This is a genomic window from Bradyrhizobium sp. sGM-13 (genome assembly GCF_018398875.1).
In the GTDB taxonomy this organism is placed as follows: domain Bacteria; phylum Pseudomonadota; class Alphaproteobacteria; order Rhizobiales; family Xanthobacteraceae; genus Bradyrhizobium.
The window spans coordinates 79,113-100,758 of record NZ_JAGWDK010000005.1 but is presented as its reverse complement, the minus strand read 5'-3'; the positions used below and the strand labels follow the sequence as shown (position 1 = coordinate 100,758).

Annotated in this window: 19 protein-coding genes; 9 read left to right on the top strand and 10 right to left on the bottom strand. The window is 61.0% G+C overall.

Annotated features, from left to right (window positions below; all coding sequences use genetic code 11):
- Positions 1-13: 13 nt before the first annotated feature.
- Positions 14-1,261 carry a glycerophosphodiester phosphodiesterase family protein gene (locus KJQ96_RS09120; RefSeq protein WP_213286323.1) on the top strand — a complete coding sequence of 416 codons (1,248 nt, stop codon included), beginning with the start codon at positions 14-16 and terminating at the stop codon, positions 1,259-1,261.
- 108 nt (positions 1,262-1,369) lie between these two features.
- On the opposite strand, the gene KJQ96_RS09115 is transcribed toward KJQ96_RS09120, so the two are convergent.
- Positions 1,370-2,359 carry a tripartite tricarboxylate transporter substrate binding protein gene (locus KJQ96_RS09115; protein WP_213286322.1) on the bottom strand — a complete coding sequence of 330 codons (990 nt, stop codon included), beginning with the start codon at positions 2,357-2,359 and terminating at the stop codon, positions 1,370-1,372.
- A gap of 253 nt (positions 2,360-2,612) precedes the next feature.
- Between KJQ96_RS09115 and KJQ96_RS09110 the strand changes: the two genes are divergently transcribed.
- On the top strand, positions 2,613-3,440 hold the full coding sequence (locus KJQ96_RS09110; RefSeq protein WP_249733890.1) for a ThuA domain-containing protein: 828 nt from the start codon (positions 2,613-2,615) through the stop codon (positions 3,438-3,440).
- A gap of 70 nt (positions 3,441-3,510) precedes the next feature.
- Here KJQ96_RS09110 and KJQ96_RS09105 read toward each other — a convergent pair whose 3' ends face one another.
- From KJQ96_RS09105 to KJQ96_RS09090, 4 genes are all read right to left on the bottom strand, one after another.
- Positions 3,511-4,098, bottom strand: coding sequence for an N-acetyltransferase (locus KJQ96_RS09105; RefSeq protein WP_213286321.1), 588 nt, complete (start codon positions 4,096-4,098; stop codon positions 3,511-3,513).
- A gap of 38 nt (positions 4,099-4,136) precedes the next feature.
- Positions 4,137-4,856 (bottom strand): DUF899 family protein, encoded by a 720-nt coding sequence (locus KJQ96_RS09100; RefSeq protein ID WP_213286320.1) that lies wholly within the window; start codon positions 4,854-4,856, stop codon positions 4,137-4,139.
- Positions 4,857-4,999: 143 nt separating this feature from the next.
- Positions 5,000-6,037, bottom strand: coding sequence for a cell wall metabolism sensor histidine kinase WalK (locus KJQ96_RS09095; protein ID WP_249733889.1), 1,038 nt, complete (start codon positions 6,035-6,037; stop codon positions 5,000-5,002).
- Between the two features lie 482 nt (positions 6,038-6,519).
- Positions 6,520-7,239, bottom strand: a complete 720-nt coding sequence (locus KJQ96_RS09090; protein ID WP_057843627.1) for a response regulator — start codon at positions 7,237-7,239, stop codon at positions 6,520-6,522.
- Between the two features lie 502 nt (positions 7,240-7,741).
- On the opposite strand from KJQ96_RS09090, the gene KJQ96_RS09085 reads away from it, so the two are divergent.
- Both KJQ96_RS09085 and KJQ96_RS09080 read left to right on the top strand, forming a co-directional pair.
- A complete protein-coding gene (locus KJQ96_RS09085; RefSeq protein ID WP_213286318.1) occupies positions 7,742-8,155 on the top strand; it encodes a hypothetical protein in 414 nt (137 codons plus the stop codon).
- 231 nt (positions 8,156-8,386) lie between these two features.
- Entirely contained in the window at positions 8,387-9,748 is a 1,362-nt protein-coding gene (locus KJQ96_RS09080; protein WP_213286317.1) for an IS1182 family transposase, read from the top strand.
- 161 nt (positions 9,749-9,909) lie between these two features.
- Here KJQ96_RS09080 and KJQ96_RS09075 read toward each other — a convergent pair whose 3' ends face one another.
- Entirely contained in the window at positions 9,910-10,959 is a 1,050-nt protein-coding gene (locus tag KJQ96_RS09075; protein WP_213286316.1) for an aminoglycoside phosphotransferase, read from the bottom strand.
- A gap of 700 nt (positions 10,960-11,659) precedes the next feature.
- Between KJQ96_RS09075 and KJQ96_RS09070 the strand changes: the two genes are divergently transcribed.
- The 5 genes from KJQ96_RS09070 to KJQ96_RS09050 all read left to right on the top strand — a co-directional run bounded on the left by KJQ96_RS09070 (position 11,660) and on the right by KJQ96_RS09050 (position 16,741).
- Positions 11,660-12,256, top strand: coding sequence for a DUF2380 domain-containing protein (locus KJQ96_RS09070; RefSeq protein ID WP_249733887.1), 597 nt, complete (start codon positions 11,660-11,662; stop codon positions 12,254-12,256).
- Between the two features lie 47 nt (positions 12,257-12,303).
- Positions 12,304-12,894: a GFA family protein gene (locus KJQ96_RS41975; protein ID WP_375293151.1), complete on the top strand. Its 591-nt coding sequence runs from the start codon at positions 12,304-12,306 to the stop codon at positions 12,892-12,894.
- Between the two features lie 801 nt (positions 12,895-13,695).
- Entirely contained in the window at positions 13,696-14,739 is a 1,044-nt protein-coding gene (locus KJQ96_RS09060) for a methyltransferase (RefSeq protein ID WP_213286314.1), read from the top strand.
- 23 nt (positions 14,740-14,762) lie between these two features.
- The gene (gene pobA, locus KJQ96_RS09055; RefSeq protein ID WP_213286313.1) at positions 14,763-15,941 is read left to right on the top strand and encodes a 4-hydroxybenzoate 3-monooxygenase; all 1,179 of its coding nucleotides are present in this window, start codon (positions 14,763-14,765) and stop codon (positions 15,939-15,941) included.
- Between the two features lie 308 nt (positions 15,942-16,249).
- Positions 16,250-16,741: a methyltransferase gene (locus KJQ96_RS09050; protein WP_249733909.1), complete on the top strand. Its 492-nt coding sequence runs from the start codon at positions 16,250-16,252 to the stop codon at positions 16,739-16,741.
- Between the two features lie 24 nt (positions 16,742-16,765).
- Here the strand turns inward: KJQ96_RS09050 and KJQ96_RS09045 are convergent, their stop codons facing one another.
- From KJQ96_RS09045 to ftsZ, 4 genes are all read right to left on the bottom strand, one after another.
- Entirely contained in the window at positions 16,766-18,313 is a 1,548-nt protein-coding gene (locus tag KJQ96_RS09045) for an FAD-binding oxidoreductase (RefSeq protein WP_213286564.1), read from the bottom strand.
- Positions 18,314-18,408: 95 nt separating this feature from the next.
- Positions 18,409-19,149, bottom strand: a complete 741-nt coding sequence (locus KJQ96_RS09040; protein ID WP_249733885.1) for a protein-L-isoaspartate(D-aspartate) O-methyltransferase — start codon at positions 19,147-19,149, stop codon at positions 18,409-18,411.
- A 163-nt stretch (positions 19,150-19,312) separates the two neighbouring features.
- Entirely contained in the window at positions 19,313-20,131 is an 819-nt protein-coding gene (locus KJQ96_RS09035; protein WP_213286312.1) for a hypothetical protein, read from the bottom strand.
- Between the two features lie 220 nt (positions 20,132-20,351).
- Positions 20,352-21,599 carry a cell division protein FtsZ gene (ftsZ, locus tag KJQ96_RS09030; protein WP_213286311.1) on the bottom strand — a complete coding sequence of 416 codons (1,248 nt, stop codon included), beginning with the start codon at positions 21,597-21,599 and terminating at the stop codon, positions 20,352-20,354.
- Positions 21,600-21,646: the final 47 nt, after the last annotated feature.

Sequence of the window (21,646 nt, the reverse complement as noted above, 5' to 3'; positions counted from 1 at the left end):
CGAGGTGCCACCCATGCCCGTCCGCCATCGCTCCGCCCTCCTCTCAGCGCTCTGGCTGTTGACCGCGGTCCTTCCCGCCGCGGCCGAGGACATCCTGCTGCCGCGCGAGCCGCAGATTGGCCCGCGGCCGTTCTATCTCGTCGACAAGATGAAGGACGGGCCGCTGAAGCAACAACTCAGCCAGTGCACCGGGCCGTTTCGGAAGACCGATTTTTCCATCGGCCACCGTGGCGCCGCGCTGGAATTTCCTGAGCATACCAGGGAATCCTATATCGCCGCCGCCCAGATGGGCGCCGGCATCATCGAATGCGACGTGACGTTTACGAAAGACCGCCAGCTCGTGTGCCGCCATTCGCAGTGTGACCTGCACACCACCACCAACATTCTGACCGTGCCCGCGCTTGCTGCAAAATGCATGCAAGCCTTCAGCCCGGCTTATTCCGCGGCCGGCAAGAAAGCCTCCGCAAAGTGCTGCACGTCAGACATCACGCTTGCCGAATTCCGGCGGCTGCGCGCGAAGATGGACGGCTTCAATCCCGACGCGAAGACGCCTGAGGAATATCAGAACGGCACGCCGCGCTGGCGCACCGACCTCTATGCGAACTCCGGCACGCTGATGACGCATGATGAGAGCATCGCGCTGATCAAAAGTCTGGGCGCCAAGTTCACGCCTGAGCTCAAGGCGCCCGAGGTGCCGATGCCGTTCGACGGCGATTACACCCAGGAGAAATACGCATCGCAGATGCTGGACGCCTACAAGAAGGCCGGGATTGCGCCGAGCGATGTGTTTGCGCAAAGCTTTAATCTCGCCGACGTGCTCTACTGGGTGAAGACCGAACCGGAGTTCGCGAAACAGGCGGTCTATCTCGAAGAGCGCTACGAAAAGCAGGGTCTCGATCCCAACAAGCCGGAGACGTGGAAACCGTCGATGGCGGATTTAAAGGCGCAAGGCGTCGCGATCCTCGGCCCGCCGATCTGGACCATGCTGACGCTAAACGACAGACAACAAATCGTCCCGTCCGAATACGCCAAAGCCGCCAAGGCCGCCGGCCTCGACCTGATCGGCTGGTCGCTGGAACGCGACGGCCCGCTCAACAAGGGCGGCGGCTTCTATCACAAGTCGATCAAATCGGCGGTTGACCGTGACGGCGATACGCTGACGGTGCTGGACGTGCTCGCCAAACAGGTCGGCATCCGCGGCATGTTCTCGGATTGGCCGGCGACGACGACGTTCTATGCGAGTTGTACGGGGATGAAGTGAGAATCGTAGGCTTTGTAGGGTGGGTTAGCGAAGCGTAACCCACCGGCCTTACCACCGCGTATTGAGACTTTGGTGGGTTACGCTACGCTAACCCACCCTACAGGCCAACTACGCCGGCTCCAGGCCGAGGGCCTGCGCGGTCTCGATCCAGGTCGGCAATTCGCGCTGATACAGAGCATTGCTTTCCTTGAAGCCAAGCGCCGGCTCGAGCACGAACGTGGCGAGAACTTCCTTCACTTTCGGATCGTTGTTGGCGGCCACGCAGAGTTCCGAAAGCCGATCGACGATCGGCTGCGGCGTCGCCTTCGGCAATGCCCAGCCGGTGAAGCCGCTCACGGTGAAGAACTTCGATGTCGCGCCTTGTTCGGGAAGGGTCTTGACGTTCGGGATCGCAGCGACCTTCTTCGAATGCACCGCGAACACCACGCCGTGGTTGCCTTGCAGGACGGGTTGAGCGGCCGTGTAGCTGCCCATCGCGACGTCAAGCGTGCCGTCCATCAGACCCGTCCACATCGGCGCTTCGCCCCGGTAGTGGATCGGTTCTATCTTGAGGCCGTACTGCTTGTTGAGTTCGTTAATCGTCATGTGCGGGGCCGAGCCCGCGCTATAGGTGCCGAAGTTCACCTGGCCCTTCTTGCGTGCGAACGCGACGAAATCGTCCAGTGTTTTGACGCCGGACGCCAGGCTCGCGACCAGCAGCAGCCCGGCGCCCGGGATGATGCTGACGAGCGTCAGGTCTCTGTCCATGTCGTAGCCGGGGTTCTTCATCATGACCCGGTTCATCACATAGGTGGTCGAAATCGAGCACAGGATGGTGTGGCCATCGGGCGCGGCGCGTGCGACTTCCGCCGCGCCGATCGAGCCTGAGGCGCCCGCCTTGTTTTCGATGACGACAGTCTGCCCGACCTGCCTGGAGATGAAATCGCCGAAGGCGCGCGCCAAGAGGTCCGTCTGCCCGCCCGCCGGGTAGCTGCAGACCATGCGGATATTCCGCGATGGCCAGGCGGCTTGCGCGGAGACGCCGCGCGCGAGGAAAGGCGTTGCGGTGGCGGCCGCACCGGCGGCGATGAAGTGACGGCGGCTGATTCTTACTGGCATATTCGCTCCCTGATTTTCAACGAGGGTACCGCATCGTCCCGCCCCTGCCATAGGTGAAAGGCGGGACAGATTGGCGCACATCAGATTCGAGCTTTCGCGGATGGATAACCGAATCAACCGGCATTTTCCGAGACGCGAAAATACCGACGGCGGCAGCCCGCCAAATCTCTCGATCGCCTATCGGAACGCCAAGGAGCCAAAGGCGTGAACTGCACGTGGCGTTGCATAGGACGGCAGAGAGTAGCGATGGCCCATGGCCAGCGCCGGGCCGCTCTGTGCTAAGCTTCTTTCCATACATTGCTGGCTGGGTTTAGCGGAGGGGATTGTGCGGCGACGCGATTTCATCGCGCTCCTCGGCGGCGCGGCGGCCATCCGACCGCTAAGCGCGCAGGCGCAAGCCGCGCGCGAGCGCGTCCTCTATTTCACGCACTCGGCCGGCTACCGGCATGATGTCATACCGCTTTCCGAGGCAATCCTGGCCCAGCTTGGAAGCGATTCGGGCGTCTTCGAAGTCACCGCAACGGAAGATACGTCTGAATTATCCCCCGCTAACCTCGGACGCTACGCCGCGGTGATGTTCTACACGTCAGGAGAACTGCCAATGAGCGAGGCGCAAAAGGCAGCTCTTCTCAACTTTGTGCGCTCGGGCCGCGGATTCCTCGGTGTTCATTCGGCGACGGACACCTTCTACGCCTGGCCGGATTATCTCGACCTCGTCGGCGGCTACTTCAATGGTCACCCCTGGCATCAGACCGTCACCATCGAGGTGGTTGATCCGCGCGATCCTCTGGTAGCTTTCCTCGGGAAATCGTTGCAGGTCGAGGACGAGATCTACCAAATCAGCGACTTCGACTATCGTCGATCACGCGTGCTCCTGCGCCTCGACCCAACCTCGGTGGACCTTGGCAAGGCTGCCGTGCATCAACGATTCTATGGTTGGCCTCTCGCATGGACGCGGTCCTACGGCGAGGGACGCGTGTTCTATACGGCACTAGGCCACGAGCCGTCAGTCTGGCGGGATGCCCGCTTCCAGCGATTCCTCACCAACGCTATCCTCTGGTCAATGCGAAGGTCGCCCTAGAACCTCTCGGAATAACCGCAATCGCGCTTATTCCTGAGATGCACGGTGATAGCGAGCGCGTCGAACGTTCTCAGGATGCGGGCCGCAGCATCGGCGTCACTATCGGAGAAGAGCCGCTCTGGATTCTGCCAACAATCTTGAAGCCGTGGCGTTCGTAGAGCGAAATGTTACGCGGGTTCGAGCTTTCGAGGTAGGCCGCGATGCCCTCCTCGTCGCATCGTCGAAGCGCATGTTTCATCAGCAACGCGCCAAGCCCCTGCCCGATCCATTTCGGATCGGCGGCGATAAGAGGCAGATACCAATGCGGCTCATGCGGATGATGTTCGGCCATTCCTTTCATGATGGCCCCGATATCGCCTGATATCTCCGGGCGCAGGGACTCCTCCATGATAGCGCCCATTTCTGCTTCGTCCGGCTCGACGCCTGGTGGCAGCCATAAGGCGGCAGCGCGGGCTCCTTCGGTGATGTAGGCTGTGCCATGCTCGAAAGCACGGCCGCCGAAGGCATTGACCATCCGAGGCATTGTTCTGAGGTATACGGACGGATCGGGCCAAGCAAAACGCGTCATCGGGTCGGCCGCAAAGCCCAGCACGATGGTGCTAATCGCGCTTGCCCGGTTGTCCCCGCCTGCGGATATGACTTCCGGCACTGCCGACATCGTGTCGCTCCCTCCATCACGGACCGTCGATCCGAAGGTCAATCGTATTTCACTTTTGGAAAAAAGTCTCCACGCCCTTCGGGGGTCATATCGAGCAGACCCCACAAGGGGTCGACCAGATCCCCGGCGCGATGATGTTGATTGGGTTCGGTTGGCGCGAAGCTCATCTCTGAACCCCAGAAGTGACGGATTGCTCCGCCGCTCTTCTTGAACACGTTGAAGATCGTTTCGTCCCAGTTCTCGCCGTCCGGAACGCGATGCTGCGCACGCAAGCCCTTGGGAAACTTCGACGTGTCACCAAAATAATCCGCGTCGTAGCTATTGCCCGCCGTAGACACGAGCGGTAGATGGTCCCAGCCGCGCTCGTGAGCCCACGCGGCAAGACGTGCGATTGGGGATTTCGCGACAATGTAAAGTGCAGCTCGCTGGCCGATGTGCCTTGCCGCGCCGTCGAGCCCATCGAGCAGGTGCGTACAGCCGGGACATGGCAGCTCCCGCTCGGGTCCATACATGAAGCTGTACAGAATGAGCGTGTCATGCGGACCGAACAGCTCGGACATCCTGACCTTCTCCGGCGCGGCATTCTTGCCGATCCGCTCGAATACGTAGTCTTCCGGTATTTCGCCGCCGAGCGGCAAGGCGCGGCGCTTGGCCGCTACAGCTTCAATGTGGGCACGAAGCGCAATCTCGTCGTCTAGAAGCGCGTTTCTGGCAGCACGATACTCGGCGGTTTCGTTTGGATAGCGGAGATGCTCCATGGCTTCCCTCCGGATTGAAGGTCTGTGAGCCCATAAACTCATCCGTGAGTAGCGCGTTCCCTATTGCACCCGCTTGCCGCAACACACCCAACGCGCTGCACAAATTTGACCTTCGAAGTCAGTTATCTTTGCGTCACCTCTGATCAATGAGTGGCAGCCGTTGGCGTGGCCACCGACGAAGGCCCTGCCTTTTCGAGAGCGCTGGCAACGTCCCTCGCTCCTGCGACCGGGCGGCTGATAGGAGGCGGCGGCCCGCCGTCCAGCGCTGGCAGGCTAATGGTCGCCTGTAGCCCCTTCTGCTTGTTGCTCAAGACGATATCGCCGCCGTGGTGGCGGACAATGGTCCGGGCGATGGAAAGGCCGAGACCTACGCCTCCTGTCTCGCGGTTCCGCGAATTCTCCATCCGGAAAAACGGTGTAAAGACCTGCTCTTTGGCACTGTCTGGAATACCAGGGCCGTCGTCCGAGACGGTGATTTCGACGCTATCGGCCTGCCTTTCCACGCTGACGCGCGCTCGCTCGCCATACCGGATGGCATTTTCGACCAGGTTGCGGCACGCGCGGCGCAGCGCGTCTGGCCGGCAGCTATAGCTGATCTTCTGCCCTTCAGAAAAGGAGATGTCATAACCGAGTTCAGCGAGATCATCGCAGAGACTTTCCACGAGGGCCGAGAGGTCCACGGTCCGCGTGCTTTCTGCGGTTGCATCTTCGCGAGCGAATGCGAGGGTCGCCTCCGTCATCGTCTGGATCTCGGAAATGGTGGAGAGCATTTTCTCGCGAACGTCCCCGTCGGGCACGAATTCTGCTCGCAAGCGGAGCGAGGTCAAAGGTGTACGCAGATCATGGCCGATGGCGGCCAGCATTCTGGTGCGGTCGTCGACGAAACGGTGCAGGCGCGCTTGCATGCGATTGAATGCCTCGGCGGTGCGCCGGATATCGTCGGGGCCGGTCTCCGGCAGCGGTACGATCTCCTGGCCACGGCCGAGGGCCTCGGCCGCTACGGCGAGCCGGCGCAATGGTTGCGCGATGCCGCGTGCGGCGAATACAGCAATGATCGACAACGACAACGCGGAGAGGCCGAGCGCCAAGGTGGATTTGGAGGTCCAGAAGCCATCTTGCGCGGGCTTGGCAAATGCAGTGTTCAGCCATGCTCCGTTAGCCAACTGAACGGCCAATCCCATGCCGGTGGCATCATCGAGATAAAGAAATTTCGCTGGTCGGGACAGCGGCCAAGCTTCCGGCCTTAGGTCGACCCATTGCGAGGAGACGCCGCTACTGCTGGCGGTGTTTCGGGCGAAATCCGGTCTCACCTCGGCGGGCACGCTGTGGCCGGCAAAGGACATGCGCGGCAATGGCTGCGCCAAGCGCTCCCATGCCTCCTCTCGCCACGCGGAGGCATCCTTCAATCCGTTGGTCGATATCCAATATCTCGCTGAACTGGTGTTGCTGGCATTAAGGATATCGGTCTGCAGCGACGGAGGCGTCGCCTCCAAAACCCGGGCGAGCGAGGCGCTCCGGCTGAATATCTCGCCCTTGGCGGCCTTCCGAATCGCCTGCCCGTGCTCATCCCAGGAAATGAAGAACACGATTGCTTGCGACAGCACTAAAGACAGCAGCGTGAAACAGATGAAACGGGCCGCAAGACTACGCTTCCACAAGCCCATCATGGCTGCTCGACCTGCGCGGCGAGGCTGTATCCTCCGCCCCAGTGCGTCTTGATCAAGGCTGGTACTTTCGGATCGGCCTCGATCTTCTTCCGCAAGCGGCTGACCTGATTGTCGATGCTCCGGTCGAACGGATCGGCATCCCGGCCGACCGTCAGGTCGAGGAGCTGATTGCGGCTGAGCACCAGGCCGGGATGGTCGAGAAATGCACACAACAGGCGGAACTCCGCCGTGCTGAGCGGCACAGCAACGCCGTCGTCTCCCGTCAACTCGCGCCGATTGACGTCAAAGGTCCATCGATCAAAACGTACAACCTTGGTCGCAAGCCGGCCCTTTTGCGGCGGCAGGCTTTGGACTCGTCGAAGCACTGCTTTGATACGGGCGAGGAGTTCGCGCGGATTGAATGGCTTGCTCACATAGTCATCGGCACCGACTTCCAGGCCGACGATTCGATCGGTCTCCTCAGCCATCGCAGTCAACAGGATAACGGGAAGGTCCGTGGTGCTGCGCAGATGGCGGCAGAGGGACAGTCCGTCCTCACCCGGCATCATGACGTCAAGAACCACCAGGTCCAGGGCACTTCGTTCGAGCAAGCGGCGGAGTGCAACAGCGCTCTCCGCAAGACTGATGCGGTAGCCATGCTGCATCAAGTATTTGCCGACCAGATCGCGAATATCGCGATGATCATCCACTACGGCGATGTGAGGTGCCGAGTCCATCTAGTTTGCTCCGTCCCGGATCATACTGAAGTCCCGCACCCGCCCCATCGAAAAAGTGTAACAGAATGTATCGGCCGCGTATGATCGAGTGAAATCAAATGCTTGTGGCTGGCTTCACTGACAGTGTCGCGGGATCGGGATCGCAGGATCCCGATGCCGGCCGATCCGAGCGGGAACCGGCCTCAGGTGCATGATTCCCCGATCTGGCCGAAACAATCTAGGCACAAGCTGTCGCAGAACGTTGTCCTGGTGAGCCATCTTTGTCGCAATTTGTCGCAAACCGTATGCCTGTTCAAACTTGATGCAACTTAAGAAGCCGCATTGAGAGCAACGTCATTCAAGAGCGGATGACAGGAATGGCCATCACCGATGGCCGCAACTGTCGCGAACTATGCAATGCAGCATTCCTGAGACAGATCGCGACAATTTCCGGCGGTCGTCGGCAAAGTTCTGCGACATCCGGACCCCATCGTGCGCACGCTCAACGAAGCAGGAGCGTTACATGTACGATGCGATGCACGCCGTTTCCCGCGTGGCCGTTCCGGAAATCTCGCCGGAAATCTCGAAAGGCTCATCGGCCGAGGGCGATGAAGACCACACTACACCGAAGGGACTGTTTCTTCGTAGAGCCGCAGTGCGGATAGGTTGGCTGCTCGTTTTCGTGTTGCGGAATACCTCGGCCTCCACCACGCCCCTGGATTTGATGTACTGTGGAGATCGTATGGCTATTTCGCGCCTCGTGACGGAGGACGATTGTTTGACGTCCGAGCAGAATCTTAAGTTCGTGTGCAGAGTGCCCGACTTTGCTTCTTCCAGGCCATGTGTTCGTATCAATCACGAAGGCTCGTCCTCTGGGCCGATCAGCCTGACTGCCGTCGCATGCAAACAAGATGACGTCTTGCCCGAACCGGTTTGAAGTCGCGACGCGTCGCTTCGCCGGTACGGCGCCGCTGCTGGCCAGATCCCTGAGTGCTTCGACCCAGCCGATGCAAGGTAGCAAGCGCCTCAAACAATGGACGGCAGACCGCGATCGTTCCTCGTGAACGGAAGGAGGTCCGCTGTTGGCGGATTGTGTTGAAAAACTCGGCCGTTGAAGCTGAGGGGGTTCGCTGATTCACTCCGTCCGGTGGGCGGGAGAGCCGAATCGATGATGGGTCATCGGCAGATTGATCAGGCGGCGCTGTTCTACGAGTTCTCGCTTGAGCGACACGTTCCTGTTACCCACCTGCTGAGATCGATCGATCGGTTCGTCGATTTATCCGAGATCCGACGGCACCTGGAGCCATTCTACAGCTGCACCGGCCGGCCTTCGATTGATCCCGAGCTGCTCGTGCGGATGCTGTTAGTTGGCTACTGCTACGGCATCCGTTCCGAACGGCGCTTGTGCGAGGAAGTGCACCTGAACCTCGCTTACCGGTGGTTCTGTCGGCTCGGTCTCGAGGGCGAGGTGCCGGACCATTCGACCTTCTCCAAGAACAGGCATGGCCGCTTCCGGGACTGCGACCTGCTGCGAAAGCTGTTCGAGACGGTGGTCCAGCGCTGCATCGCAGAAGGATTAGTCGACGGCGCCGCCTTTGCGGTCGATGCCAGCTTGATTGCCGCCGATGCCAACAAGCAGCGCGCTGTTGCTGGAGCTAATGAGGTTGACTGGGAGACCATTGCGAGGACGCGCCGATCCGTCCGGGAATATCTCGATACGCTGGATGAAGCGGCCTGGGGCGCGGCGAGCGATACAGTGCCGAAGTTCATTGCCAAGTCGGATCCGGCCGCGCAATGGACCGGCGCTCACAAGGGACATGCCTTCTTTGCCTACGCCAACAATTATCTGATCGACCTGAAGGCGGCGATCATCGTCGACGTCGAGGCGACGCGAGCAATCCGGCAGGCCGAGGTCGGAGCGGCGCGCACCATGATTGAGCGTACCGAAGAGCGCCTTGAGCTCCGTCCCGAGCGCGTTGTAGCCGACACTGCCTACGGGGCAGCGGAGATGCTCGGGTGGTTGGTCAACGAGCGCGCGATCGAGCCGCACATTCCGGTCTTCGATAAATCAGGGCGTGCCGACGGGACGTTCTCTCGGGAAGACTTCGCCTACGATCAACAGAGCGACGTTTACATCTGCCCGGCTGGCAAGGTGCTGACTTCCACCGGCACCCTTGTGAACGATGGGACAACGCTGCTCTACCGGGCCAGCAAATATGACTGCGATGCTTGCGAACTCAAGCCGCGGTGTTGTCCGAAGATGCCCTCCCGCAAGGTCCCACGTTCAATCTACGAAAAGGCTCGAGACGTTGCGCGCGAAATCGCCAAGACCAATGCCTATGTGACGTCGCGGCGTGAACGGAAGAAGATCGAAATGCTCTTCGCGCACCTCAAGCGCATCCTGCGCCTCGACCGTCTCAGGCTGAGAGGTCCATTGGGTGCTCGAGACGAGTTCCTTTTGGCGGCCACCGCCCAAAATCTCCGGAAGCTCGCAAAGCTGATCCCGAGCCCTGCGCTGCAGCCCCCCTAAGCACAATAGAGCCCACGCGCGCCTGCCCCTTGGCATCGTTGCGAACGGCCTATTGGCCGACTTTTTCAACACAATCGGCGCAAAGCGGACGCTCGGAGCAATGATGAGGTCGGCAGAAGGGCCACAAGCAGACACTGTTGGAAGAGCCAGGCTACTATCGTTCAGGTCAATAAGTCGCGACACCCGAGATCATCAACGGCGAGGTGGATGCGCTCTAGGTTGTTCCACCAAATCACAGGCGGAATACCGACGGCACGGTGCCAGATCGGCGTCGTCGTATGCCACAAGACCGAGAGTCGGTAATCTTCCTGCAACGCGGTTCGGTCGTAATCTTGAACCCCGCGGGCCACCAACTCGTCATGATAGCAGTCGAGTAGATGTCCCTCGAACCTGAGTCGGAGGTCGGGGCACCAGTGGATAGCCATCATGTAGGCGAGGTCATCTGAGCCGACGTCAATCCGCCAAGCGTCCCAGTCGAACAACTTGGCACCGTCTGCACCGCCAACCCTCGGGAGGAAGCAGTTCCAGACATGGGCATCGCCCTGAACAATGGTCATGTGACGACGTGAATGGTAGCGCGCGCTCAGCCGGGGTGCGACATCGAACAATCGCGCATAGAGATCGCGCCGCTTGGTCGAAAGCCGATCGCCGAGGTCATCGGCAAAGCTGGCATACTGGTCCTCCAGACTCTTGACAGACTGCGCAGTCGCCGAGGCGTCCCGCCAGGCTCCGACCGTCACGCCCAAGCGAGCGTCGTCCCACCAAGCTGCCTGGAACCGCGCCCGCATTCGGACGATGGTTTCGCATTGTGCAAGCGTCGGGGGTAACGGCCATTGCGTCGCTACGAAATGGGACTCTGACAGGTCCTCAAACAGCAGATGCCACGCGCCGGTGTCTGGATCCCAGTGAGAGCCGAAGCAGCGCGGAACGTAGCCCGCAGGCATCGCCGATGCGACTTCCGTGTAGAACGCGACCTCATGCCGACCGCCCATCCACGGGCCGCCAGCACGGCTGGGCAGACCAGCCTTTAGGATCAGGGAAGTGGGAGCGCCTACTGCGCCATCGTCGTAAGCCAGCCGCAATTGGAAGAAATGTGAGAGTACGGTTGCGAAAGACTTTTGAACGGCAACATGTCTGACTTTGCCCTCACCAATGACGCCGGATTTGCGAAGTACTTCGGTCAGATGCGCAGCGTCGGCTGCTGCCGGCAATGAGTCGTTGTCATTTAAATCGCCCCTGACCTAGATCACGATCAATATCGCATCACTCGACTGTTCGCAAACGGCGCTACTTCCGCTCTGGGTCCAGAACCAGAAGTGATCCAGCCCGGATGGCCTGTCCGTACTACCCTCGATAGTGTTGCAAAAGTCGAAAGTTGCAGCGATCCAAATTTTTGGCGAAAACCTGCGGCGCAAAGAGATCGATGATTCGCATGGCCTCAGTCGCGCTACCGAAGTCGCCCATTAATTTGGCGCAAGGCGATGAGGTTCCCTCAGATCATTACACGAAGAACGCGCCAGCGGCCCTCAGAATTTTCAACATCTCCTGCAAAACGACTTTTGCAACACAATCCCCTCAAGAGCGGACATCGTCGGACCGCCCAGGCATGTCACTTTGGTGCCATAAGCGGACTCATGCGTGGCAGCAGACTGCGTCTTTTAGTCGATCACTTCGTCTGCGCGGGCGAGCAGCGCCCGGGAAGATCGAGGCCCAAGCATTTTAGCGGTCTTGAGGTTGACGACCAGCTCGGCGCTTGCAATGCGAGCACTTCAAACAGCCTTCAATGACTAACTTGTAAGCTGACTTTCCGCTCGCGACCTCTAATGTTCTGGTCAAATCCGCTTTGGACATTGGCGCGACTTGGTCTGAACGACGGTGCCGGATAGCGGTAGGGAATGCAGCAATTGATGCTTGGAAAGGGTTATCGTCGCACCGCAATTCAGCCACGGAGATCGAGCCATCGCCATGCGCCACGCCTCCCTGTTGCACGCTCTTACCACAGCCGGCCTGTTCACCGGTCTGTTCCTCGGATCCAGCCTCATCCCAGATGCATCCGCCGCGACCGCGGGCCACGCCTTGGCTGTCTCCGTCGACGATTTCAGTTATATCGACACGTCGAACGAGCCCACCGATCAGACGGCCGTGCATGAAAAGCGATTGCGGGCTTTCATGACCGCGCTGCGGGACGACGTCACGGCAGACCGGCGCTTTGAGCTCGTGCCCTCCTCCTGCGCACCAAATTGTCCGACCGACGGACCGGCGTTGCGCGATCGGCTGCGCGCCGCGTCACAGGCCGGCACGCAGATCCTGATCATCGGCATCGTTCACAAGCTAAGCACGCTGGTGCAGGTGGTGCGGATTGCTGCCGTCGATACGACAGCCCAGCGCGTCGTGTTCAGAAAGTACTTCCAGTTCCGCGGTGACAATGACGAGGCATGGCAGCGGGCGGAGCGCTTTGTATCGGAGGAGGTCCGCGACCGGCTGCTTGAAAGTAGATCGCAGCAATAGGCCACGCGCGTCTGCCATGGGTCACGAGCAGCGGTCGAGTATCGCTGATGCGAAGTCCGGACTGCCCTCAATACCAGACTAGCCCTGAACGACGAAGGTGGTCGGCTCGGGGCCAACAGGCGACATCGTTGACACACGATGGTCAGTCGGCACAATCGAACAGTCCTCTACAGGAACAAGGTGCGGCAATGGATGCCACTTCAGTGTCTGGCAGATGTTTGTGCGGCTCGATTGTCTTCCAACACACCGGGGAACCGAACTGGACGTTGCATTGCCATTGCGAGAGTTGTCGACGAGCAACCTCTTCCCCAATAACGACATGGATTTCAATCCCACGCGGCGCGTTCGCGTTCACGAAGAGCGCGCCCCGCTATTTCCATTCTTCGCCGGGCGTTCGGCGTGGTTTCTGTGAGAATTGTGGGTCACCCCTCACATATGAGAATGCACGGATAGAGGGAGAAATTCACATATATGCGGTGTCGCTGCTCGATGCGAATTATGCGTCGCCGAGTTGCCACGTCTTCGTTAGTGAACAGCTACCTTGGTTCGAGGCGCTTGATGACTTGCCGAGGTTTGCAACGACCGGTCGCGATGGTGCCTCGCCTATCCGTTTCGGTCCTGAGAAGAAATTGGATTGATCTTTCGTGCCGAGGCCCAGTTAGGGTCGGGTCTCGGTTGGATGGATGAGAGGTTCATATACCTGGCGCTGTGCAGTCTTGCCTTTCGTAGTCCCAGAAAAATCAACGCACCCGGATGTGCTCGTTCCATCTCGCGATTCGGTTGACGTCTCTCGTGGGTCATCTGCAGACGCAACCGCCGTCAAAGCTTTTGTCCGCGGACACTGGTCACCATTATCTGCCAAGGCCTTAGGCCGACGTCCGTCAGCTATGAGCGACGGCTCAGCTTTCGTGGGAAAATCTCTGCAAAAAAGGACCATCGGAACAACCGATGGTCCTAAAAGCCTTGAGGCTTCGTCTTGCATTCACGTTGCCAGTTAGCTGCGGACAGACTGGCGGCTGCCGCAGGGTTGATGCTCGCTTTGCACTGGCCGTTTGGACCCTGACCTTTGGACCCTTTGCCATTGAGACGTCGGTCCCGTCGGACGCCTGTCACCCTTGGCATTGGTCGTTATCGGCACTCGTCACTGTTGGCGCGGGATGGTGCGAGAAACCACTCGATCAACCGAGCAATCCAACGCCTGACGAAAGAGCCAGTTCCTCCATGAGGAGGCTGAGTGGATGCTGGCAGGGAACTTTATTGCTCGGTCGAGGTAGGCAGGAACGAACATGAGGACGAGAGATGTCCGCAGAATTGGACTGGCCGAGAATCCATGAATTGGCACTTCTACCAGCCCGTAATTCCTTACGATACTGCGATGGCAATGTTCGCCAACACGCTCATGCAAGCCACAGCCGTAGTCTGGAACATGGGAGGCCGAAATGCCTCGAACAAAAACCCTTGCCGCCACGCCGGAGCTTCCTTCCGCCGTCCCGCTGATGGCGCTTTCGACCGGTTTCTGGGCCTTCAAGACTCTGGCCGCTGCGCACGAATTGGACCTCTTCAGCCGCCTTGCGGGCGGCGCCGGCATCACGGTTGCCGGGCTGGCGGAAGCGCTCGGTCTGCATCCACGCCCGGCCGAGATGCTGTTGACCGGCTGCGCTGCACTCGGGCTTCTGGAGAAGACGGACGGCCATTATCGCAATACGCCGTTAAGCGAAGCCTATCTCGTGCGCGGGAAGCCGTATTACTTCGGTGGCTTCGTGCAGATGGCCGACAAGCGGCTCTACGCGGGCTGGGGAAGACTTACAGAGGCGCTGCGCACGAACCGGCCAACCACGTGGGACCCGGCAGCGCAATCCTCCATGTTCGACGGCGAGGATCCGACGATGCTGGCACTCTTCTGGGAGGCGATGCATTCGCTTTCCACGATGACCGCGCGCAAGCTCGGCGAAGCGGTGGATTTCGGAGATTTCCGCCGCCTCCTGGATATCGGCGGCGGATCAGGTGCGTACGACATCGAGTTTTGCAAACAGTATGGAGCGCTGCGTGCGACCGTGTTTGACTTGCCGCATGTGGCCGCGATCGCCGCGGGAAAAATTACCGAGGCCGGCTTGACCGACCGCATCGAGGCCGCCGGCGGCAACTTCTTCGAACAGCTTCCCGGGGATCACGACGTGCATCTCCTGTCGATGATCCTGCACGATTGGGATGAGGCGAAGAACCGCGCCCTGCTGCGCCGGTCCTTCGAGGCTTTGCCGAGCGGCGGCGCAGTCGTCATCAGCGAGCTTCTCGTCAATGACGAAAAGACCGGGCCGGCGCCGGCCGCGCTGATGAGCCTCAACATGCTGATCGAGACGGAAGAACGAAACTACACGCCGGCCGAATATTCGGCGTGGCTCGAGGAAGCCGGATTCCGGCACATCGAGACGGTCTGGTTCGAGGCACCCGCCGCGAACGGCGCCGTGATCGGCCGCAAGCCGTAACTCAAGGGAGGCCTCATGCGGCGATGACGCGAACGCAGGTTGCCATCATCGGCGGCGGTCCCGCCGGTCTACTGCTCTCCCACATGCTCGCCCGCAACGGCGTCGACAGCATCGTGCTGGAGCGGCAGAGCCGCGGCCATGTGCTCGAGCGCATCCGCGCCGGGGTGCTGGAAGCGGGAACGATCGAACTCTTACGCGAGGTCGGCCTCGGCGCGCGCATGGATCGGGAGGGACGTGTCCATGACGGCTCGGGCATCGCGTGGGAAGGCAAGCCGCACTTCTTCATCGACACCCGCAAGTTCACCGGCCGACCTATGATGTCCTATGGCCAGACCGCGATCACCGAGGATCTCTATGCCGCGCGCGACGCGGCTGGCGGCGTCGTGATCGATGACGCGGCAAACGTCGCGCTGCACGAGCTGACGTCGGACCGCCCGCACGTGACCTACGAAAAGGGCGGGCAGACCCGCCGGATCGATTGCGACTATGTCGCTGGCTGCGACGGCCACCATGGCGTGAGCCGGCAATCGATCCCGGCGTCGGTGCTGCGCACGTTCGAGCGCGGCTATCCGTTCGGCTGGCTCGGCATCATGTCGGCGACGCCGCCCTATCCGGAGATCTGCTACTGCTATCATTCGCGCGGCTTCGCGCTCGCCTCGCAGCGCAGCCCGATGCTGAGCCGCTACTACATCCAGTGCGATCTCGACGCCCGCATCGAGGACTGGCCGGACGACCGCTTCTGGGAGGAATTGAAGGCGCGCTGCCCGAAGGACATGGCCGACAACATCGTGACCGGTCCCTCGATCGAGAAATCGATCGCGCCGCTATGGAGCTTTGTCGCCGAGCCGATGCGCTATGGTCGCCTGTTTCTGGCGGGCGACGCAGCGCACATTGTCCCTCCCACAGGAGCGAAAGGTCTCAACCTCGCGGTCTCCGACGTGTTCTACCTCTCGCGCGCGTTGACCGCGGCCTTGAAGGCCGGCCGCACCCACTATCTCGACGGCTATTCCGATATGGCGCTGCGCCGGGTGTGGAGCGCCGAGCGCATGTCGTGGTGGCTGACCACGTTGATCCACCAGTTCCCTAATGAAGCGCCGTTCGACCGGCGCATGCGCGAGAACCAGTTCGATTACCTTCTTGCGTCGGAGCGTGCGCAGGCATCGCTCGCCGAGCAGTATGTCGGCCTGCCATTTGAGAGCTGATGCCGCGAGCGCTACGCTTCGCTGCCGCAATCGCTCGCAGCGCCTTATCGGCAGCGGGGCCCGCACGAACTCTGGAATCGAAGGACACTGGCAACTCGTTGATTCCAGTGTGGCTTGGTTCAGAAGTCCGTATGTCCGACCCGCCGCGAGAATGGTGCGGACTTCTGAACCGCCACACTAGTGATGCACACGAAGCCTGTTGACCACATGCAGAAGAACAGCCGTCTTATGCGACTGCCGGCCGCATCTAGGAGTCTGGTGACCGGACTGATCGCCGCAGCCTCGACCGCCTTGATCCTCTCCAGCACCTGGGCACCTGCGCAGGAGGTGAAGGTCGGCGTTCAGTTGCCTTATACCGGCGTGGGCGCGGAGAACGCTTTGATCTGCCGCATGTGGCCGCGATTGCCGCGGGAAAGATTGCCGAGGCCGCCTTGACCGACCGGATCGAGACCGCAGGCGGCAGCTTCTTCGAGCAGCTTCCGAAGGATCACGACGTGCATCTCCTGTCGATGATCCTGCACGATTGGGACGAGGCGAAGAATCGCGCCCTGCTGCGCCGGTCCTTCGAGGCTTTGCCGAGCGGCGCCGTCGTCATCAGCGAGCTTCTCGTCAATGACGAAAAGACCGGACCAGCGCCGGCTGCGCTGATGAGCCTCAACATGCTGATCGAGACGGAAGGGCGAAACTACACGCCGGCCGAATACTCGGCGTGGCTCGAGGAAGCCGGATTCCGGCACATCGAGACGGTCTGGTTCGACGCGCCCGCCGCGAACGGCACCGTGATCGGCCGCAAGCCGTAAGGCGTAGAGCGGAGTGGAATTTCCTTACGGGTCGATGAGCACTCCCGGGTTGAGCATGCCTTGCGGATCGAGCTCCCTTTTTGCGGCTCGAAACGCGATCGCGAAAAGCTCCGGGCGCTGACGATCGTACCAGGGACGATGATCACGGCCAACGGCGTGGTGATGCGTGATCGTCCCGCCCGCTTCAATCAGCGCATCGCTGGCCGCATTCTTGATCGCCTGCCACTGCTCCAGCAGAGCACCGTGGCGACCGAGTGCATGGAAAGAAAAATATGGCGCGGGGCCGTCAGGATAGACATGGGTGAAGCGGCATGTGACCTCGCCTTTTACGCCAGTCGTCTCGAGAATCGCACGCTCCGTTGCCGCCTTCACCTTGTCGTGGAAGCTTTCGAACCGCTCCCAGGTGATCGCGGTTTCGAAGGTGTCGTTGATGATGCCGGCCGGGGTCAGAAACTCGCGCGCATAGGGCATACGAATGAATGCGTTACGCCAGATTCCTGCCGCGCCTTCGAGATGTGCTTCGCCGGCCTTTGCCGCCTCCGGTATCCCGCCATGGTCGGCGCAGCATTCGAGCGCGCGTGCCATCCAGGCATCCGGCGAATGGTCGCCCGATTCAAAGCCGAGCACCATAATCGCGACGCTGCCGTCGGCAGCCCCGGTGTTGAATGCCTCTTGCGCGTCAAGGATGCGGCAGTTCGATGGATAGAGGCCGGCCTGTGCGATCGCGCGCAGCGCGCGGGCCGCACCGAAGAACGAGTGGAAACGAACCGATGCGCCGGCACGGAATTTCGGGCGCGGCTGCAATCGCATCCAGGCGCGCGAAATCACTCCGAGCGTTCCTTCGGAGCCGATGAACATGCGGTCGGGGCTCGGTCCGGCACCCGATCCGGGCAGGCGACGCGTCTCCATTATGCCGCGCGGCGTCACAACGCGCAGGCTTTCAACGAAATCGTCGATATGCGTGTAGAGACTGGCAAAATGACCGCCCGACCGCGTCGCGATCCAGCCGCCAAGGGTTGAATACTCAAAACTCTGCGGAAAATGACGCAACGTGACACCATGCGGCCTAAGCTGGCTCTCCAGAGATGGACCAAAGGCACCACCCTCGATCCGTGCGGCGCGCGATATCTGATCCACCTCGACGACGTTGCCGAGATTGCGTAAGTCCAGTGTGACGGCCGCTTTATATCTGATACCGTCAACGCGCGGCTCGACACCACCGCAAACGCTCGACCCGCCTCCGAACGGTGTGAGCGACGCGCTGACACCACCGGCCCAGTCCATGACAGCGGCAATCTCTGCTTCGTTCCGGGGATAGGCGACCACGTCGGGCGCGCTATCGTAATCGCCGAGCATGGCTCGCACGTAGTCTGGATAGGATTTGCCGTAGGCGTGCGCGACGCGGTCGTATAGGTCGCTCGTGCAAAAAGCGGCAAGTGAGGCCGGCGGCACCACGCGCGGCGCGCGCAATGTCAGGTCCTCGAGGCGCGGGACAACTTTGGTCTCAAACGTATCGCGCGCAAATTTTTCGCGATAACGGCCGAGCACAAAGGCCCGCTCCTCGGCAGTCATGCCTTCGTCTTCGCGACCCCAGCCGTAATGTTTTAGCCTTGCACCGCTCACGGCCTCCTCCCTGCTTTTTTCTATCGGAGCCGTCGGACCGGCTCTTAATCTTTTGAACGCGTAAAGGGCACAAAGCGCACCGGGGCGACGGCACGCGTCGTCGTCTTGTCGGGGGCCACTTTGTCGACGACCGTGAGTTGCTGACTGGCATAGGCCGATCCCACCGGCATCACGATCCGGCCACCCACTTTTAGCTGCTCGATCAGCGGCGGCGGCACCTCGCCAAGTGCCGCGGTGACGACGATGCCGTCAAATGGACCGCATTCGGGCCAGCCGGCATAACCATCGCCATGCCTGACGCTCACATTTTCATATGCGAGTTCTCTGAGTGTTTTCGCGGCGGACTCTGCCAATGACGGGACGATCTCGATGGTGCAGACCTTGCGCGCCAGATGCGCAAGGATGGCGGCCTGATAGCCCGACCCCGTACCGACTTCGAGCACGACATGATCGGGCGCGACCCCGGCCAACTCTGTCATCAAGGCCACGATGAACGGCTGCGATATGGTCTGGCCATGGCCGATCGAAGCCGGCCTGTCCGCGTACGCGATGGAGCAGGACCGCTCAGGGATGAACAGATGGCGTTTCGTTCGCCCCAAAGCCTCAAGAACTCTCTCGGAGAGGCCCTGTTGTCCCAAAACACTGGCGCGGGAATGACGGGCGTAGGCTCTGACAGATTCAACCATGGCCGCGCGTTCGCGGTCGCATTGTACTTCCTGTGCCGTCGCTTCCCGCGCGACGACACCCAGGGACAGAACGAGCAGCAGCAAGATCTTCATGATCATGCGGCCATCCAAAATCGAAGGCACCGTCCGCTATCTAGGATCGAAGCCCCGTGGAACAAGTTGTCTGGTCCTTGGGCCGAGTGAACATACTCTGCCCAAGTTCCAACTGTCGTTTGCCCCTTCTGGCGGCACGAGGACAAGCCTTCGGCCAGCGGGGCGAAAACTATTGTTGTCCGGGCTGCAACTGCACCGGCGCTCCCGCTTGCACTCTGGTTTGTGTCGCCGGAGGCGTCGACACGGGCTTGCGCGAAGAGCCGGCAATCGGCGGTGGCGGATTGGCCGATGTCGTCGCTGACGCTTTGGGCCGCGGCTGTTGCGCGGAGGCGTTCGCGATCACGCGCGCCATTTGCTCCTGGTTTGCCTTGAGCTGCTGGGCGGTGCTGGCATTTTCACGGACCAATTCTTCCTGGCCAGCCTTGAGCTGTTGGATCTCCTGCTGCACGTTGGCGAGATCACGCGCCATCGTTTGAAGCAATTGTGTCACCTCGGGAGAGACCGGGGCGGCGGCTGCGTCTTGCGGTGCGGCCTCGGCCGGAGGTGGCAGTTGCGAAACCAAAGCATCCGCCGCAGCTACCTGAACGGTAGGCTCGCTCTGCTGGGCGGCGAGCTTCGGTGTTTCCGATGGCAGCGACGAAGCCGGAGCCAGTTGCGGTACCCACGGGGCGATCATCAGCCTCGCGGCCTCGCCATAAGATTGCGAAGCGAAAGCAGCGATACAGATTCCCGCTGTCAACAGCAGACCGACAAAGCCGCGCAGCGCCGGCCTGCCGCGCGATGGCTGACGAAGCCCGTTAACGGGCTTTTTCTCCAGCCTGGCAATCTGTTCATTGACAAGCGCAAGCTGTTCGTCCGCGCGCGCGATCTTTTCATAAGCATGCGCGAGCCGTTCATCGGCGCGCGCCACCAGTTCGATGTCTTGCGTGGACAGTCCCGGATTAACGTCGCGTGGATCGGTTTGCCTGGTATTTACCGCGGTATCCATGAGCGCCTCCTGCCCGGTTTGCGATCACCTGAATGGACGGTCGTCGGATTTAAGACACTTCCTACCGCCGTTTTGACCAAAACAAGGCTGGAGAATGGAAAGTATAGGACCGATTTTGGGCATTAGAGCTTCAGGCACCGCCCAGGTGCCTCGACGGGGGACCTGTTGAAGTCGGATCGCGGCGGCATACAACCTTCAGGCGATTCGGCTCTTATGACGGTCAGTTGGCCTTGCTGCCCAGGAAAGCCGGGAGATCCAGAACCTTTTCCTCGATCGGATTGCGTGCGGGAGAAGCGCGACCGTAGGGATCGAGGCGCTGCGGTGCCGCATGCCGCGCCGGTTCGGCGATCGGCGGCCGTGCTTCGAGGTGGCGCGGCGGCGGGATCAGCGATGGCGGGCTGGCGAATTGCGGCTGCGATACGCCACGCTCGGCGATACGACGCCGGTCGTTGCTCAGCCTGCCGGCGAGGTCCGTGAGCAGGCCTTCCGCGGCCTGCGTCTGGCCTGTCGCGTCGAGATTATCGATACCGGTGGCCACGACCGAAACGCGGACGATGCCTTCGAGGCTGGCATCGAAGGTCGCGCCGACGATGATGTTGGCGTCCTGATCGGCCTCGTCGCGAATGCGGGTGGCGGCCTCGTCCACCTCGAACAGCGTCAGATCCCTGCCGCCGGTGATGGAAACGATCAGGCCGCTGGCGCGCTTGATCGAGGGATTCTCGATCAACGGGTTGGAAATCGCAGCTACCGCAGCGTTGAGCACCCGCTTGTCGCCGGAAGCCTCGCCCCTGCCCATCATGGCTTTGCCCTTCTCGCGCATGACCGAGAGGACGTCGGCGAAATCGAGATTGATCAGGCCTTCCTTGACGATGAGGTCGCTGATGCAGGCCACGCCCGAATAGAGCACCTGGTCGGCCATCGCGAAGGCATCGGCAAAGGAGGTCTTCTCGTTGGCCACCCGGAACAGGTTCTGGTTCGGGATGATCAGGAGGGTATCCACCGCCTTCAAGAGTTCCGCGATGCCGGCTTCGGCATAGCGCATGCGGCGCTGGCCCTCGAACTGGAACGGCTTGGTGACGACGCCGATGGTGAGAATGCCGAGTTCACGAGCGGTCCTGGCGATGACGGGCGCGGCTCCGGTGCCGGTACCGCCGCCCATGCCGGCGGTGATGAACACCATGTGCGCGCCGGTCAGATGATCGCGGATCTCGTCGATGGCCTCTTCCGCCGCGGCGCGGCCGATATCGGGCTGGGCGCCAGCGCCAAGGCCTCCGGTTACCTGCGTGCCCATCTGGATGACGCGCCTGGCCCTCGAACTCGTGAGCGCCTGGGCGTCGGTATTGGCGACGATGAATTCGACGCCTTCAAGCCCCGCGTCGATCATGTTGTTGACGGCATTGCCGCCGGCACCGCCCACCCCGAACACGATAATGCGCGCCCTCAACTCGCGAATATCGGTGCCACCCATTTTTGCCCCACGGTTGCTCCGCCAAACCGCGGAATAGGAAGAGATTT